The sequence below is a fragment of the Anaerosalibacter bizertensis genome (assembly GCF_009696605.1).
In the GTDB taxonomy this organism is placed as follows: domain Bacteria; phylum Bacillota; class Clostridia; order Tissierellales; family Sporanaerobacteraceae; genus Anaerosalibacter; species Anaerosalibacter bizertensis.
In genome coordinates this window covers 142133-160237 of sequence record NZ_VULR01000005.1, presented here as the reverse complement: position 1 = coordinate 160237, position 18105 = coordinate 142133, and the positions used below count along the sequence as shown (strand labels likewise).

General features: G+C 30.4%; 17 protein-coding genes and 1 pseudogene. 17 read left to right on the top strand and 1 reads right to left on the bottom strand.

All coding sequences use genetic code 11. From position 1 onward, the window contains the following. Positions 1–515 precede the first annotated feature (515 nt). From FYJ27_RS05335 to FYJ27_RS05275, 13 genes and pseudogenes are all read left to right on the top strand, one after another. Complete coding sequence (locus tag FYJ27_RS05335; RefSeq protein ID WP_326831041.1) at positions 516–1826, top strand: aspartate kinase; 1311 nt, start codon at positions 516–518, stop codon at positions 1824–1826. 44 nt (positions 1827–1870) lie between these two features. After that, positions 1871–3094, top strand: a complete 1224-nt coding sequence (locus tag FYJ27_RS05330; RefSeq protein ID WP_154483818.1) for a homoserine dehydrogenase — start codon at positions 1871–1873, stop codon at positions 3092–3094. Positions 3095–3132: 38 nt separating this feature from the next. After that, the gene (gene thrC / locus FYJ27_RS05325) at positions 3133–4617 is read left to right on the top strand and encodes a threonine synthase (RefSeq protein ID WP_154483817.1); all 1485 of its coding nucleotides are present in this window, start codon (positions 3133–3135) and stop codon (positions 4615–4617) included. Next, on the top strand, positions 4610–5506 hold the full coding sequence (gene thrB / locus FYJ27_RS05320) for a homoserine kinase (protein WP_154483816.1): 897 nt from the start codon (positions 4610–4612) through the stop codon (positions 5504–5506). Before thrC ends, thrB begins: the two co-directional genes overlap by 8 nt. Positions 5507–5600: 94 nt before the next feature. Further along, a complete protein-coding gene (locus FYJ27_RS05315; protein ID WP_195839083.1) occupies positions 5601–6377 on the top strand; it encodes a DUF975 family protein in 777 nt (258 codons plus the stop codon). 189 nt (positions 6378–6566) lie between these two features. Next, positions 6567–6859: pseudogene (tnpA, locus tag FYJ27_RS05310) on the top strand (IS200/IS605 family transposase); the annotation flags it as partial. 379 nt (positions 6860–7238) lie between these two features. Then, positions 7239–7907, top strand: coding sequence for a corrinoid protein (locus tag FYJ27_RS05305; RefSeq protein WP_154483814.1), 669 nt, complete (start codon positions 7239–7241; stop codon positions 7905–7907). After that, positions 7894–8985 (top strand): uroporphyrinogen decarboxylase family protein, encoded by a 1092-nt coding sequence (locus FYJ27_RS05300; protein WP_154483813.1) that lies wholly within the window; start codon positions 7894–7896, stop codon positions 8983–8985. Before FYJ27_RS05305 ends, FYJ27_RS05300 begins: the two co-directional genes overlap by 14 nt. Positions 8986–9011: 26 nt before the next feature. Next, the gene (locus tag FYJ27_RS05295) at positions 9012–10070 is read left to right on the top strand and encodes a methylcobamide:CoM methyltransferase MtbA (protein ID WP_154483812.1); all 1059 of its coding nucleotides are present in this window, start codon (positions 9012–9014) and stop codon (positions 10068–10070) included. 16 nt (positions 10071–10086) lie between these two features. Then, the gene (locus tag FYJ27_RS05290) at positions 10087–11898 is read left to right on the top strand and encodes an ASKHA domain-containing protein (protein WP_154483811.1); all 1812 of its coding nucleotides are present in this window, start codon (positions 10087–10089) and stop codon (positions 11896–11898) included. 29 nt (positions 11899–11927) lie between these two features. Then, positions 11928–12791 carry a uroporphyrinogen decarboxylase family protein gene (locus FYJ27_RS05285; RefSeq protein WP_229775478.1) on the top strand — a complete coding sequence of 288 codons (864 nt, stop codon included), beginning with the start codon at positions 11928–11930 and terminating at the stop codon, positions 12789–12791. A gap of 42 nt (positions 12792–12833) precedes the next feature. Then, a complete protein-coding gene (locus FYJ27_RS05280) occupies positions 12834–13982 on the top strand; it encodes a double-cubane-cluster-containing anaerobic reductase (protein ID WP_154483809.1) in 1149 nt (382 codons plus the stop codon). Between the two features lie 34 nt (positions 13983–14016). Beyond that, entirely contained in the window at positions 14017–14775 is a 759-nt protein-coding gene (locus FYJ27_RS05275; protein WP_154483808.1) for an acyl-CoA dehydratase activase, read from the top strand. Between the two features lie 106 nt (positions 14776–14881). Here the strand turns inward: FYJ27_RS05275 and FYJ27_RS05270 are convergent, their stop codons facing one another. After that, positions 14882–15955, bottom strand: a complete 1074-nt coding sequence (locus FYJ27_RS05270; RefSeq protein ID WP_154483807.1) for a DUF4236 domain-containing protein — start codon at positions 15953–15955, stop codon at positions 14882–14884. 172 nt (positions 15956–16127) lie between these two features. Here FYJ27_RS05270 and FYJ27_RS05265 point away from each other — a divergent pair, with 172 nt between their 5' ends. From FYJ27_RS05265 to FYJ27_RS12730, 4 genes are all read left to right on the top strand, one after another. Then, positions 16128–17048 (top strand): hypothetical protein, encoded by a 921-nt coding sequence (locus tag FYJ27_RS05265; RefSeq protein WP_154483806.1) that lies wholly within the window; start codon positions 16128–16130, stop codon positions 17046–17048. 393 nt (positions 17049–17441) lie between these two features. Beyond that, positions 17442–17681, top strand: coding sequence for a hypothetical protein (locus tag FYJ27_RS05260; protein WP_154483805.1), 240 nt, complete (start codon positions 17442–17444; stop codon positions 17679–17681). Positions 17682–17771: 90 nt separating this feature from the next. Next, complete coding sequence (locus FYJ27_RS12735; protein WP_226808500.1) at positions 17772–17942, top strand: hypothetical protein; 171 nt, start codon at positions 17772–17774, stop codon at positions 17940–17942. Further along, positions 17942–18103, top strand: a complete 162-nt coding sequence (locus FYJ27_RS12730; RefSeq protein WP_226808499.1) for a DNA methylase — start codon at positions 17942–17944, stop codon at positions 18101–18103. The genes FYJ27_RS12735 and FYJ27_RS12730 overlap by 1 nt, the downstream gene beginning before the upstream one ends. Positions 18104–18105 lie beyond the last annotated feature (2 nt).

Here is an 18105-nt window from a genome sequence, read left to right as displayed (position 1 = left end):
TATTTAAATCTACCTTTCTTATTTTTATCACCCCATTTTATAGTTATGGAGTATATTATACATTTTTTTATGATATTAGGACATAATCATAAACGATATATTGAGACATTATCATAAATAAATCACTTAATAGGTTTTTAAAAAAATATATACTTGACAAAATTAAATATGGAATATAAAATATTGGGAAAGCGATGAATAGGACGAGTAAATCTTGTAAGGTCAAAAGAGATAGAAGTTCACAGGCTGAAAGACTTCTTTGATGCACTAGATTGAAAACCCCCTATGAGCTCAGTCCTGAAAGAATTTATTCGATTAGGGATATGCGTTTGCTGCGTTAAAGTGAAACTGTTAAGAAGTAGGTGGATGCGAGAATATTAATGCTCGTCCTTTTGGGACGGGTATTTTTTGTATCTATTTTTAAAGAAATTTAGTATTTCTGTAACTTCATTTTTTGGAAAATAATGAAGTTACAGAAATATCTGATTATATAGGAGGTATGTAGATTGCAAAATATAATTGTAGCAAAATTTGGTGGCAGTTCTTTATCTGATAGCAAACAATTTGCTAAAGTGAAAAATATTATAGAACTAGATAGTAGGAGAAGATACATAATACCTTCTGCACCTGGAAGGAGATATAACAAAGATCATAAGATAACAGATTTATTATATATGTGTTATCAACTTGCATCACATAATCTTAATTTTGACGAAGTATATGAGATTGTTGAAAGAAGATTTGAAGATATCTGTATAGAACTTAGTTTAGATATAGATATAGCTAAGGAATTGAAAAATATAAAGAAACAAATTCAAAGTGGAGCTTCTAAAGATTATGTAGCTAGTAGAGGAGAGTATTTAAATGCAATTGTACTTTCCAATTATTTAGGTTTTGAATTTGTAGATGCTAAGGATTTAATTGTTTTTAATAATAACGATCAATTTAATCCAGAAGCTACTCAAATAAAAGTAAAATCTAAACTAGAAAAAATTGGACAAGCTGTTATTCCAGGATTTTATGGTGGTAAGGAAAATGGTGAGATAGTTACTTTTTCTAGGGGTGGCTCTGATATAACAGGTTCTATTATAGCTAAAGGGATAGATTCTCAGCTTTATGAAAATTGGACAGATGTATCAGGATTCCTTATTGCAGACCCTAAAATAGTAAAAAACTCTAGGCCTATTAAAACAATAACATATAAAGAACTTAGAGAGCTTTCTTATATGGGTGCTCCTGTTCTTCATGAAGAAGCCATTTTTCCAGTGAAGCAAGCAAATATACCTATAAATATTAAGAATACAAATTTTCCAGAAGAGCCAGGAACTATGATTGTAGATGATTCATACCCTATTAGCTCTTCTGGAACTATAACTGGAATTGCAGGTAAGAAAGGATTTACCGTTATTTCAATTGAAAAAACTTTGATGAGTTTAGAAAAAGATTTTTATAGAAAATTATTAACTGTATTAGAAACTAATAATGTATCAGTTGAACATATGCCTTCAAGTATAGATTCAGTATCATTAGTAATTTCAAATACAGAACTAAACTCTAAACTTGAAAAGATAATTGAAGAGATATGTATATATTGCAATCCAGATTCAATTATATCTTATGCGGACATGGCCCTTATTGCAGTAGTAGGAAGAGGAATGATAAGGAATAAGGGAATATCGGCTAAAATTTTTACTGCTTTAGCTAACAATGGAGTTAATATTAGAATGATAACTCAGGGTTCAAGTGAGTTAAATATAATTATAGGAATTGAAAATGATGACTTTGATGTAGCAATAGCGTCTATATATGAAGCTTTTGAAGATTAAAAAATACTAAGTAAAATTTAATGTATTAGTAGGAGGTAATGATTATGGTAGGAATTGGATTATTAGGACTTGGAACAGTAGGAACAGGTGTAGTTGAAATTTTAGAAGAAAGACAGGAAGAATTAAAGTTTTTAACTGGAGAAGAAATAAAAATAAAAAAAATTTTAGTAAAGAATATAGATAAGAAAAGAAAAGTACAATTAGAAGAAAATATAATTACATCTGATTATAATGAAATATTAAATTGTGAGGATATAAGTATAATTGTAGAATTAACAGGAGATTTGGATCAAGGTTATAAATATATTAAAGATGCTTTAAATTCTGGCAAAGATGTTGTTACAGCAAATAAAGCAGTAGTATCAAAACATTTTGAGGAACTCTCCAGTTTAGCGGCTGAAAAAGATTTAGCTTTTTTATATGAAGCCAGTGTAGGTGGAGGTATTCCTATATTAAAAAGACTTAAGGGAGAGTTGATACTAAACAAAATTACAGAAGTACAGGGTATCTTAAATGGAACATGTAACTATATTTTATCCAGTATGTTTAATAAAGGGTTGGATTATAATGAAGCATTAAAAATAGCACAAGATATGGGCTATGCAGAAGCTGATCCAACAGCAGATGTTGAAGGATACGATACCTTAAGAAAACTTAGAATATTAGGAACTTTGGCACTTCAAGGGAAGATTGATGAAAGTGATATTTTATTAGAAGGTATAAGCAAAATAACACCATTTGATATAGAACAAATTAAGAGTATAGATTTTACAATAAAATTAATTGGTGAAGTAAAAGAGTTGGAAGATGGTTTTATAGCAGTGGTTCAGCCTACAATAATGAAGGAAAGTTCATATTTTGCTAATGTGGATATGGCTTTTAATTCTATAGTATTTTTAGGTAATAATGTAGGGGAATTAAAATTTTCAGGATTAGGAGCAGGTAAACTTCCAACAGCTAATGCAGTTTTAGCAGATATAGTAGATATTGTAGAAGATACCTATAGAAAAGGCAATCCACTAGGGGAAAGGAAGCTTAACAACCTAAATGAAAAATTAAAAGCTGAATATTATTTAAGAATTTCTTTACCTGAAGAACAAGAGGGAAAAGTTTTTAAAGCTATTAAAAATATTTCTAAAAAACTGTTATCTGAAAAAGAAAATATTGCAATTATAACTAATGAAATTGAGTATTTAGAAATAATTAAATTGTTATCATCCTTAGAAATTGATAAAAATAATTATTTTATTGCTAGAATTATTAAGTAAAATTTTATTTTAAGTATGGTGAAGGGAAGGATATTAATATGGAATATATAAGTACTAGGAACAAAACAATACCTATTTCATCAAGTGAAGCAATAATACAAGGAATTTCAAAAGATGGAGGGCTATTTGTTCCAATCAATATACCTAAAATTGAGAATATTGGAGCTTTGAAAGAAGCAGATTATAAAGAACTAGCTTTTATAATAATGAGCAAATTTTTTACAGATTTCGAATTAAGTATACTTAAAAATTGCATTAATAATGCTTATGATAATAAATTTAGTGAAAAAGAGATTGTACCCTTATTAAAGGTTGGAGATGTATTTTTTCTTGAACTTTTCCATGGTCCAACTTTAGCATTTAAAGATATGGCATTATCTATACTTCCACATTTATTAAAGGAAGCTATAAATATAAATAAAATAGATAGGGAAGTAGTTATACTGACTGCTACTTCTGGAGATACAGGCAAAGCAGCGTTAGAGGGGTTTGCCAATGTTGGTGGAATTAAAATAATAGTATTTTTTCCTGAATACGGTGTAAGTAAAATACAGAAGAAACAAATGCTTACCCAAGAAGGAAGCAATACCTTTGTAGTAGGTATTGATGGAAATTTTGATGATGCTCAAAATGGAGTAAAGGGGATTTTTAATGATCAGAATTTTGTAAGATTTTTAGATAAAAATAAATATATATTATCCTCTGCCAATTCAATCAATATAGGTAGGCTAATTCCTCAAATTGTTTACTATTTCTATGGATATCTGACCCTTCTAAGGGAAGGAAAAATAGAAGATAATGAAAAGATAAATATTGTAGTTCCCACAGGTAATTTTGGAAATATCTTAGCAGCATATTATGCAAAGGAAATGGGACTTCCTATAAATAAGCTAATATGTGCTTCTAATGAAAACAATGTTTTAACCGATTTTATCAAAACTGGAATATATGATAAGAGAAGGGAGCTTATTTTAACTTCATCTCCATCTATGGATATTCTAATATCTAGTAATTTAGAAAGACTTTTATTCCATATAAGTGGGGGAGACAGTATATTTGTTAAGAATAAAATGGATGAGCTTGTTAAGGATGGCTATTATAAAATAGATAAATCAAATTTGAAAGATTTTTATGGTTCTTATTCAACTGAAGAAGGGATAAGTTCTTCAATCAACAAGGTATTTGCAGAAAATAACTACATAATGGATCCTCATACTGCAGTAGCTTATAATGTCTATGAAAAATACAAGGAAGAGACTTGTGATAATACAAAAACTATAATTGTATCAACTGCTAGTCCATTCAAATTTGGAACAAAAGTAGCATCGTCTATTGGTATAGATATAAAAAATAAAGATGAATTCAATATAATAGAAGCATTAGCAACTAAGACAGATATTGAAATACCTAAAGCCATATCAAATCTTAAGGATAAAGAGGTTATACATAATAACAAATGTAATAAAGAAGACATGAAAGGTTTAATTGAAAAATTTTTAGAAGTAGGTGATATAGATGATTAAAGTTAAAGTACCTGCCACAAGTGCAAACATAGGACCGGGATTTGATACCTTAGGCATTGCCCTCCAGCTCTATAATACATTTTTCTTTGAAGAAATAGATGAAGGTTTAGAAATTAATGGCTGTGATAATAATTATGCAAATGAAAATAATTTAGTATATACTTCAATGTTAGAAACTTTTAAAAAAATAGGATATGAAGCTAAGGGTATAAAAATAACTTTAAATACTAATATACCTATAGCTAGAGGACTAGGAAGTAGTGCAGCATGTATTTTAGGAGGGGTTATAGGTGCTAATGAGATAGCTAAAGCTTCTTTATCAAAAGGGGAAATTCTAGAAATAGCTACAGAAATAGAAGGCCATCCAGACAATATTGCTCCTGCACTATTTGGAGGCCTTGTAGTCTCTGTTACAGAGGATGAAAATATATACTATAATAAGATTAATATAGCTAATGGGATTAAATTTGTAGTATTGATTCCTGATTTTACCCTATCAACATCTGAGGCTAGAGAAGTTTTACCTTCAACCGTTAATTATAAAGATGCTATATATAATGTAGGAAGGGTGTCTTTATTACTCTCTGCTTTGTCCAATGGTAGATTTGATTTATTGAAAGCTTCATTAATGGATAGACTACATCAGCCCTATAGGAAAAAACTAATACCTAAAGGTGATGAAATTATAAACAAATCTTATGAACTAGGTGCTTTAGGTACATATATAAGTGGTGCAGGCCCTACTATAATGGCTATTATTAAAGATAATAATATGAATTTTACAGTAAGTATTAAAAATTATCTCAATTTTATTAATTGTAACTGGACTGTTAAAGAATTAGACTTAAACTTATCTGGGGTGGGTATAGAGAAGGGTATAAAAGAGTAGTTAATTATGTTACAATTGGAAGTGAATATATTCTATTATTTAACATAAATTGAAGTATATTTATAATATAATGGTTATTGATGGGGGTGTATACATGTGGACTAGAAAAGAGCTAAAATCTGAGGCCAAGAAATTTTTGAAAAGGAACTATTGGAAAGCATTTATAGTATGTTTAATTACAGCCCTTCTTTCAGGAGGTATTAGTAATAGTTCAACAAATAGCAGCATAGATAATGAAAATGGAGAACCTTTTTTTCAGCAAGAATACCATAATATTAAAATAAGTCCAAGTATGGATCTGATAAGTTCTTTAGATAAAGGTTTAGAAAACCCTTTTGTATTTAAAGTAACTTCAAAAGCTTTTATTCTCTTGATAATCATTGGACTAATACTTAGGATAGTAGTTGGAAATGTATTGGAAGTAGGACAAAAGCGATTTTTTATTGATGGATTTAAAGGATGTCCAGAGATTGGCAAATTATTTACCACCTTTAAAAATGGAGAGTGGTTGCCTATTACAGGAAAAATGCTTCTTATGAATATTTATCTCTTGTTATGGACACTGTTACTTGTTATACCTGGTATCATAAAGGGTTATGAATATAGGATGGTTCCATATATTTTATCTGAAAATCCATATATAAGTCTATCAGATGCCATACAAATTAGTAAAGAAATGACCAATGATGAGAAATGGGAAATATTTATTTTAGATCTTTCTTTTTTAGGTTGGCTTTTTTTAGGCTCATTACTTTTTGGCATTGGAGGTATATTTGTACTTCCATACAAGGAAGCAACTATTGCGAAGCTATATGAACACTACAGAGAAAACATTCCTTTAGAAGAACAGTTTAACTATATTTTAGATTAAAAATACATATATAATATTTTAAAATAAGGCTGTTTCAAAATTAAATTTTGAAACAGCCTTATTATATTATGAATACCACCTGCTAAGCGGGTGGTTGAAAAAAGCTTCTAGCGTTAAGCAGAAAAAACCTCTAGTGATATGATAAGTTTAGGTCTAGCCAACCAAACTTAAGTCAAAGGAGGTATCCATATGGATAATAATAGTTTATCACATATGAAATGGAATTGTAAATATCACATAGTTTTTGCACCAAAATATAGGAGACAAATAATATATGGAAAGATAAAGCAAGATGTTGGAAGGATACTAGTCAATTATGTGAATATAAAGGAGTAGAATTAATAGAAGCAGAGACCTGCAAAGACCATATTCATATGCTAGTTAGTATACCACCTAAATTAAGTGTATCAAGTTTTATGGGATATTTAAAAGGTAAAAGTAGTTTAATGATATTTGATAGACATGCAAATTTAAAATATAAATAAAGAATATATAGATCCTTTCACAGGAAAAAAGACAAATAAGTAAGGATAATAATTAAATCCCTTTAGGGATAGTGTGGGAAGGTACAGCGGTTGGCAGGCCTTTTTCGGGGTGTCTTGAGATACAGTAAATAACATGCCCTTACAGGGCTAAAGCAAACCACCCGTTTTATAGGTGGCTATGATTTAGTAAAATAGATGAAAAACTATGGTTAAAAATAATTAAATCTTTAGTATATATAATAACAATAGTTGAAAGCCTTATCATTGAAAAATCTAATAATATTGGAAAATTTTTTTATTTACATATAGTATATTAATTGGAACAAGAAAGGTCTTAAAATCAGTTAAAGTAAAACTAGAGTGGAGGTTGATACTGATGTCCCATGTAAAAGAAAAGCTTTTAAATGATTTGGCGGAATCTGTAGTGGATATGGAAGAAGATGATGCTGTTCAAGTTGCAAACGATTTCATAGAAAGTGGATATGATGCATATGAAGGAATTTCTAATGGCTTAGCTGTTGGAATGGATGAAGCAGGCAAGCTTTACGAAGAAGAAGAGTACTATATTCCAGAACTTCTAATGTGTTCAGATGCCATGTATGCAGGTATGGACGTTTTGAAACCCTATTTAAAATATGATGAAACTGAAGAAAAATATAAAGCAGTAGTTGGAGTAGTAGAGGGAGATACCCATGATATAGGAAAGAATCTATTTAAAATCATGTTAGAAACTACAGGGTTTGAAGTATATGATTTGGGAAGAGATGTGCCACCTAGTGAATTTATTAACAAAGCAAAGGAATTGGGAGCTAAATTAATTGGTCTTTCAACTTTAATGACAACTACTATGGACAATATGGAAATAGTTATTAATTTATTGAAAGAAGAAGGTATAAGGGATGATGTAGTAGTTATGGTTGGAGGAGGTCCAATATCACAGAGTTTTGCAGATAAAATAGGTGCAGATGGATATGCACCAGAAGCTTCAAGGGCTGCAAGATTAGCTAAAGATTTAGTAAGGGGGAAGATGAATGTCGCTGTTTAAAGATGAAATGACACCTATGGAAAGGGCTATCGCTCTTTCAAAAGGAGAAGATGTAGATAGAATTCAGTGCAATCCTAATCTATCTAATGGTATTGCAAGGGTTTTAGGATGCAAGATTTCAGAGTTTAACCACAGTGCTAGAACTTTAGCTGATGCAGTTATTGCAACTCATAGAAGGTTTGGTGGAGATGGTGCAAAGGTATTTACAGATCTTTTTATAATTGCGGAGGCTATGGGTGCTAAGATGAAATATCCAGAGGATGAAACAGTAGATCTTTTAGAACCAGCCATAAAGGATATTTCAGAAATATCTAAATTAGAACCTATAGATCCACATAAGGACGCAAGATTGCCAATCCATATTGAAGCCATGAAATATGTACAAGATGAAATAGGAGAAGAAGTTCCTTGTACAGCCTTAGTTGTTGGACCCTTCACTTCTGCTTTCTTTTTAATTGGTGTAGAAACTATGACAAAGATGATGATAAAAGATCCTGAATCGGTTCATAAATTATGTGAAATTTCATTAGAAAACTGCATGAGATTTGCGGATGCCACTATTAAACAGGGAATAGGCATAAGTATTGCAGAACCTATGTCCTCTTGTACTGTAGTGAGTCCAAAACACTTTAGAGAATTTTCAAAGCCATATTTAAAAAGATTTGTAGATTTTATTAAGTCTAAAGGCTCTGGAACTTCGATACATATATGTGGAAAAACAGATGGCATATGGGAAGATGTAGTAGATATAGGCGTAGGAGCTTTAAGTATAGATAATATTGCAAGCCTTAAAGATTGTACGGAAACTGTAGGAGATAGGATAAAGATAATGGGAAATGTAGACCCTTCTTCTATAATGTATGCAGGTACTAAGGAGGATGTTAGGAAGGCTACGCTACAGTGTGTAAAAGATGGATATAAGTCTCCTAAAGGATATGGCATTATGTCAGGCTGTGGACTTCCAGTAGAAACACCTATAGAAAATATTGATGCCATGCTGGATACAGCTAGGGAAATAGGATGGCCAATTACAGATGAAAAACTAGAAGAGTTAATGAGCTTTAATAGATATGAATAATATGAATTGATTTAAGGGGGATTTTTATGCCTATAAATTCTTTATCTAAAAAAGAAAGACTATTTCGTGCAATAAAAAGGGAAAAAGTAGATCGGCCTCCATGTATCTGTCCTGGTGGTATGATGAATATGATTATAGAAGATATTATGGATATTACTGAAGTAGAGTGGCCAGAAGCACACAAGGATCCAAAGATGATGGCAAAGCTTACTATGGGAGTTTGTGAAAATGGAGGTTTTGAAAATTTCGGAGTACCTTTTTGTATGACTGTAGAAGCAGAATCTATGGGTGCTGTTGTAGGTTTAGGTACTAAGATAAATGAGCCTAGGGTTATAGAATATCCAATAAATTCTGTTACAGAGTGGAAAAAGCTTAAAGAGTTAGACTTAACCAAAGGGAGAACTAAAGTAGTTTTAGATGCTATAGATATACTTAAAAGTGAAAGTTCAGATATTCCTATTATAGCCAATTTAGTGGGACCTGTAAGTACAGCGTCTTCTTTGATGGAACCAGTAGATTATTATAAGGAGCTTAGAAGAAAACCTAAAGAAGCTCATGAATTTATGGAATTTGTTACGGAAAATCTTATAGGTTTTGCTAAGGCTCAGATACAAGCTGGAGCAGATATATTAGCTATTTCAGATCCTAGTGGTACGGGAGAAATTTTAGGCCCAAAGCTATTTAAAGAATTTGCCGCTCCTTACTTAAACAAAATAGTCAATTCAGTTAAAGAGGATGCTCCAGGAGGGACTATAATCCATATATGTGGGAAGCTAAAAAGTGTATATGGAATACTTAATTCCCTTGACAGTGATGCTATAAGTTTTGATTCTATAGCTAGTGTGAGAGAAGTAGCAAATAATGTAAACAACAAAGCTATTATGGGAAATGTAAGTACCTTAGCCCTTGAAAAAAGCTCTCCAGATATTATAAAAAATCTTGCTAAAGGTTGTATAAAAAGTGGGGTGGATATATTATCTCCAGCCTGTGGTATAGGTCCAAGAACTAAATTAGAAAATATACAGTCAATGGTAGAGGTTGCAAAAGAATCAACATCAGAAAATATAGTATTAAAATCATCATAGATGGAGTGAAGAATTTATGAATATGTTGGAAATATACAACAAAGATATATCCTATAGCTATGAAGAAGGGAAAAGCCTTCTTGATATATTGCAAGATAGTGGAGAAATTATAGAAAGTCCTTGTGGTGGAAAAGGCTATTGTGGAAAATGTAAGGTTCAAATAATTAAAGGGAAGCTAGAGAAGCCTACAGAAGAGGAACTAAAATATCTTTCAAAGAAAGACCTAGAAAAAAATATAAGACTTAGTTGTTTTGTCTATCCTAAGGGTTATATATGTGTAAAATTTTTAAATAAAGAAGAGAAAAATTATAAGGCATTATCAGATGGCTATATTCCTGATATAGAACTAAATCCTATTATTTATAAAGAAGTTATTACCTGGGAAAAGCCTACTTTGAAAAATAATTTCTCTTACGAGGAGACTTTAGAAAAATCTATAGGTGAGGAACTATATCATAATGATACTGAAATTTTAAAGGCTTTGGCCAATGTAGATAATGAAGAAAAAGTTACTTTACTATATTATGAAGATAAATTAATAGGTATAGAATCTGGAGACACAAAAGATGAATTATATGGGGCTGCAGTGGATATTGGAACTACTACAGTAGTTGTATCCCTTATAGATTTAAATACTGGTAAAGAGATTGGAACAGAAACTTCTATAAATCCTCAGAAAGAATATGGCCTTGATGTACTATCTCGTATAGATTTTGTAAAAAGAAAGGATAATGGTCTCTATTTATTGCAGAAGGCTATAGTAGAGTGTATAAACTTCCTATTAGAAAATCTATGTAATAAAAATGGTATAGATATTCAAAATGTCTATGAAATAGCTGTAGGAGCTAATGCTACTATGATGCATCTACTATTGGGGATTGGAACCAACACTATAGGCAAATCACCATATGCTACAATTTTTTCAAAAGAAAAAAACTTATGGGCCAAGAGTATAGGCCTTAAAATATCATCATTTGGAAGACTATATTGCTTGCCAGGAGTATCTAGTTTCATTGGTGCAGATATCGTAGCTGGAGCTGTAGTAGCTAATTTAAAAGATACTAAAGACAATGTATTTTTTATTGATATTGGAACAAATGGGGAAATGCTATTGTCTAAAGGTGGAAAGCTTGTCTCGTGTTCCTGTGCTGCTGGTCCAGCACTAGAAGGGGCAAATATAAGTTGTGGCATGAGAGCGGCAGAAGGAGCTATTGAAGGCATACAATTTAACGAAGATGGAGTTGAACTTCAAGTAATTGGAGATGTAGAACCTATAGGAATATGTGGAAGCGGCATATTAGAAGCCATAGCTGAGCTCCATAAAAAAGAGATTATAAAGAAGTCTGGCAGATTGAAAAGAAAAGAGGATTTAGAGAAAGAAGAACGTCATATATTAGCTGAACATCTAATGGAAGAAGGCAAGAAAAGGAAAGTTATTTTATATAAAAATGGAGATGAAATGATATCTATAACCCAAGAAGATATTAGACAAGTCCAATTAGCTAAAGGTGCTATTTCCTCTGGATTCTATGCACTTTTAGATTTTATGGATATGGGTATGGAAGATCTTGACAGTATAGTTATAGCAGGACAGTTTGGCAGACATTTAAAGACAGGTAGTTTGACTGGTGTAGGGATTATACCAGAAAATTTGAAGGACAAGATAAATTATATAGGAAACTCATCTAAAACTGGAGCTATGATATGTTTATTATCTAAGGATGCAAGAAAGGAAATGGAGGACATAGCTAAGGATATAGAATACTTTGAGCTATCTACAAAAGAAGGTTATGAAAAGTTATTTACTAAATGTTTAACTTTTAATTAATATAGACAGGTGATAAAATGAGTGAAATCATGGACTTTAAGTGTATAAGTGACAAAATGGAAGAAATCCCTGAGGATATAGTGAAAAAAACAGGATTAAGCTTTCCAGAAGTTCATACTAAAGCTGAATATATAGCAACTCTGTCGAAAGAACTAAAGGAGTATAAAAAAGATAACTTATGCAGAGTTCCTTTTTGCAATACTGTAGAAGCAGAAGCATTAGGAGGAAATATTAAACTAGGAGATGCTAAAGCAGGTCCTAGGGTGGAAAGTTATGCTTTTAATTCTATAGATGAATTGATGGAAATTGAAGAAATAGACTTAAACAGGAAAAGAATAAATGAAGTTTTAAAAGCTGTAGAAATATTGAATTCACAAGGAGAAACTGTAGTTCTAAATGTAGAAGGGCCTTTTACCATTATAACCTCTCTAGTAGATTCAAGGATATTTTATAAAGCTATAAGAAAAAACAAGGAAATGATTTATGAAATTTTAAATGTTATAGAAGACAGTGTTATAAAGTATATGCAGGAAGGAATAAATAGAGGAGCAAATATAATATCTTATGGAGATCCTGTAGGCTCTTTAGATATTGTAGGGCCAAGAGTATATAAGGAGTTTAGTGGAAGGGTTACTTATAATATATTAAAACGTATGGAAAGTGAATTAGATAATAGCATAATGCATATTTGTGGAAAGACATCTACAGCTTTTCAAAATATGGGATATATTAAATCTCATCCTATTAGATTTGAAAATAAGATAACCTATGGTCAAGCTATAGATCATATTTTGGAAAATAAGAAAGATATAAAAATAATAGGCCACAATTGTATCAAAAGAACAGCTTTAGAACTTAAAAATTCAACTATTTGGTCTATAGAGTTTTTATAGAAATAGAATAATAAATTTACTTTTATGAAAGGGGAAATAACGATGAATAACTTACCAAAAGCATTTGATGATTTTAGTGAGGCAAGAAGAAATTCCTTTATAAAGGTTAAAGATTATAAAGATGAAGGAGAACATATAGTAGGTATTTTTTGTACTTTCACCCCTATAGAGGTTATATATGCAGCAGGAGCTCATCCAATTTCATTATGTGGTATGAGTGATGAAACAATACCAGATGCTGAGAGGGATCTTCCTAAGAATTTATGTCCTCTTATAAAATCAAGTTATGGTTTTGCCTTAACAGATAAATGTCCTTTCACATACTTTTCAGATATAATTGTAGGAGAAACAACTTGTGATGGAAAGAAAAAGATGTATGAATATTTAAATCAAATAAAACCAATGCATGTTATGCAACTTCCTCAAGCTACAGATAGAGAACATGCACTTTCGGTTTGGAAAAATGAGATTATTATATTGAAAGAAAGACTAGAAAAAGAATTTAATGTTAAGATAACAGATGATGATTTGAAAAAAGCTATAAAAAAATGTAATGAAGAAAGAAGAGCACTGAAAGAATTGTATTCTCTAAGTAAAATATGTCCTCCTCCTATAACTGGAATGGAACTTCACACCGTACTACATGGTGCGTCCTTTACTTTTGATAAAGATGAGCAAAACAAAAAGATAATGGATATGGTAGAACAGTTAAAAGAAGAACATGCAAATGGAGTTAGAAAGGTAGAAGAAGATGCTCCAAGAATTTTAATAACAGGTTGTCCAATGGGAGGAGTTGCAGATAAACTTGTACCTATTATAGAGTCAAATGGAGCAGTAGTTGTATGTTATGAAAACTGTAGTGGAATAAAGGAAAAATCACGTTTAGTAGATGAAACTAAGGATCCAGTTGAGGCAATAGCTGAAAAATATTTAAATGTTGGATGTTCAGTTATGGCACCAAATGATAATAGAATTGAACTAATGTCTGAACTAATAGATGAATACAAAGTTGATGGTGTAATAGATGTTATTTTACAAGCTTGCCATACCTATAATGTAGAGACTCGTAGGATTAAAGAATTTGTAACTGGAGAAAAAGATATACCATATATGAGTATAGAAACAGACTATTCACAAGCAGACGAAGGACAATTGAAGACTAGAGTAGCAGCTTTTATAGAGATGTTATAATTATTTTATATTTGTTTTGAGGAGGGATAGGAATATGTATTATGCTGGGGTTGATATTGGATCTACAGCAGCTAAAACAGCTTTATTTGAAAATGATAAACTAATAGATGCTTTTGTTGTGCCTACAGGCTGGAGCAGTATTGAAACAGCCAATACAATAAAAGAAAAAATTGTATCTAAAGGAATAAAAGAAGAAGAAATGAAAGTAGTAGCTACAGGTTATGGAAGGGTTTCTGTCCCTTATGCTCACAAAACTATTACGGAAATAACTTGCCATGGAAAAGGGGCTGCATATCTTACAGGGGAAGATTGTACTGTAGTAGATATAGGCGGACAGGATACAAAAGTTATAACTGTAGAAAACGGTATGATAGTGGATTTTTTAATGAATGATAAATGTTCTGCAGGTACAGGTAGATTTTTAGAGATTATGGCAAATACTTTAGGTGTAGATATAGACACTCTTTGCGATTTAGCTGAAACTGGTAGCGGTATCTCTATAAGTTCCATGTGTACAGTTTTTGCAGAATCAGAAGTAATAAGCCTTATTGGTAGAGGAGAGAAAAAAGAAGATATAGCCTATGCTATAGTTGATTCAATAATAAGCAAAGTAGCTAGTCTGTGTAATAAGCATTCAAAAGGTACAAACTATTATCTCACAGGTGGACTATGTGAATGTGACTATATAGTTAGAAGTTTATCAGAAAAACTTAAAAGTCCAGTAAAAACAAATCCTATGGCAAGATATGCTGGAGCCATAGGAGCAGGGGTTTTAGCACAAAAGATAAAATAGATGTGGAAAATGGGAAAGTTATATATAAAGAATAATTAACAAAAAAGCTTTAACATAGATATCCATGTTAAAGCTTTTTTAGTACATTAATATTATAATAAATAATTTATATATTTATTTTTTCAACAGGTTGAAATCCTTTGGTTTTAAGAAATCTAACATTATGTTCAAAATTACTCATAGCATCAAAAGGGTTGATTAAATCAAAATTTAACCCATTTAATGTATTTCTATCTATTTTAACAGAAAGTATAGTTATATTTTTTATTTCTCCTATCGAAGTATCCAATATATTATTTTTTGTATTTATTATAACAGTTTTTATAGGCAATAGACCAAATATATTTCTTGCTATTCTTATAGCCAAACTGGATACATATTGTTGAACAACTTCATAATAATCAGTTTTTGTATATTTTCTAATAGAGAGTTTTCCTGTTTTAGTCAGTGTAGCATACTTTTCAGGTACAACATTATCTATATTCAAATTGTACTCTATTATCATCTCATCTTTATTAGAAAATTGGAAATCAAACTTTGGTACAAATTCACTTAAGTTATTTAAAAAATCCATATCATTTAAAATATTCGTATAGGTGGTTAAGTTTCCTTCCAAAATAGATTGAGCCTGTATATTCTGTTTTTCCCAATTTCTATAAAGTTCCATATCCTTTGTTTTAGATAATTCTACGTTATTTTTTAATTTGTCTATTTTCTTTTTATTCACATTTTTAAATATTTTTTCTATTAAGTTAGGTTTATAATTATTTAGAGATTCTAAAGCTTCTATTTCATTTGGACCTTTCTTTTCTAAATTAAAAGGGGGAGGTTCTTTACGTATTTTGTCCCAGTCCATACTGTAGTCACAATTTTTATGGAAAGAGGTTATTGTTTCAATAAAGGAATTAAATTGTTCAACTTCATAATAAGGATCTTCATAGGTATATTCATTATTTGTGGTATATGTATTATTTTTTCTATTTCTAGATTTTTTAGCAGAGCTACTTTTTGTATAATATAGTCCTGATCCAGGTATACCCACACTTGAAGTTCTTCTCCCTGTTGAGCTTATAGTATGTCTAACTCCTTTGCCACCGAAGCTTACACTAGTACTTTTTTTATTAAAATTGACTCTTACACCAGGAGCGATTTTTACACTTTTTCTAAATCTTAATCCCATAAAAACATCACCTCATATAATAAATTATACCATATTTATAATTTATATCTATTATCTATACTAAAAATAGTATAGCAAATAATAAATTTAGAAATAAAAATTTAAAAAACAATAGTAAGATTCCTCCTGTTTTTCTATATAAGAAGTAGATAGAAAAATAGGAGGGATTTTTATGTCTAAATTATTCGATATACATCCATTAGTAGTGGATAAAGATATAGCAACTACATTAGGCCTAAATGAAGCAATAATACTTCAACAAGTACATTATTGGATAGAGATAAATAAAAAGCATAAAAGGAATTGTCATAAAGGTAGATATTGGACCTACAATACTATAGAAGAATGGCAGGAAGAATTTCCATTCTGGAGTACCTCAACAGTGAAAAGAATATTTAAAAGATTGAGAGACAGAAAAATAATTATTGTGGATAACTTCAACACATACCAAATGGATAGAACCCTTTGGTATACAATTGACTATGAAGAATTAGAAAAAATAATGGAAAAGTCTCTAGATTCTAAAGAAGACCAAAATAATACAATGAAAGGTTCAAAAGAAATAGTGGAGGATAATCAAAATGACACAATGGAAGAGTCTAAAAAGAACCCAGCAATACCAGAGACTTCTACAGAGATTACTACAGAGATTTCTAATCAGTCTATCAGTCAGTCTATAGACAAAGATGAAAATATAAAAAAAGAAAGACAGATTGACAGACAGACTAGACCACAACAAAAGAAAACAAATCTAGATTATGAAACAATAATAAAAAGATGTGAACTCTATGCCATAGATGAAAAGTATAGAGATGCAGTAGCTCATGCAATAAAGCTACTGTTACTTGATATTGAAAAATCTAAGTGGATAAAGATTGGGTATAACTATATACCTGCAGGAACAGTGAAGAAGGATATAAACAAACTAAACTTCCTCACAATTGAACATGCAGTAAATAAATTTAAAGAAGCAAGCAAGTCTATAGAAATTAGAAACCCTATAGCCTATTTAAAGGTATGCATATATAACTCAATAAATGAAATGGCAGTAGATATAGATTCTAAGTTGAGATATGAGAGACTGATTGATTGATGGGAGTACAATTTTTCCCCTGATGTACTAATCTGTGAAAAAATCACCAAATGCAAATATCTAAGTAAAAAGAAGGAGTTACAGATTTTTTATTGAACATAATAATTGTTTTAATAACTCTTTAGAAAATAAACTTCAAAATTATCCTAAAGGTAAAAATATAGAATTTGGAAATGTGAAATTTTTAAACGAGGCTAAAATTATTCAGCAATAATTTAAACATGACATATGAATTTTAGGAAAAATTGTATCTATACTATTGATGGTGTAGGTGGAAAGAGGAAAGTAGGATAATATGTAGAAATATATTATTTGATGATTGTACAATTTATTATATGAGATTAAAATAATATTATTAGACTAAAAAAGGAATTATTAGATGTAGATGTATCTATGAATATTGATATAAACATTGGTTCTTTTGAAACCTTTGCAGATTATTTCTTTGACGAATTTATAGCAGATTGGATGGTTCAATCAAAAATAAATGATTCCTTAACCAGAGTTTATAATATAGATAGTGACATAAGCAGTTTATTAAAAACATTGACAAAAGAATCAAATGATTTAGAGAATGAATTATTTACTGTACAAGAAGAAATTAAGAAGTTAATTGAGGATGAGTTAGTTTAAATTGACATATATAAGAAAACAGTCTTGAAACATATGTTTGTCTCATATATAATAAAATTAATATGATAATTAAGAAAGTAGGGGGATAGTATGAGATGGGAACCTGAGAACTATAATATGGAGGTTACTACACTATGGAGTTTTCGGGAAAGAGGGAATTGGGCTACACATAATGGAAGATATAGAGGAAATTGGTCACCATATATACCCAGAAATATTATAAAGAGATATTCTAAGGAAAATGACATGGTTTTAGAGTAATGGAAAAATATCTAGAAGCTGGATTTTTATTAAAAGAAATTATTATTAAAGAGCAGCATAATTGTAAAACTACAGGTTTTTGGTATAAAAAAAGTATTCAGTATAATTTCTTTTTAATAGCCCATGAATATTTGTTTATATTTAGGAAACCAAACCTTTAATA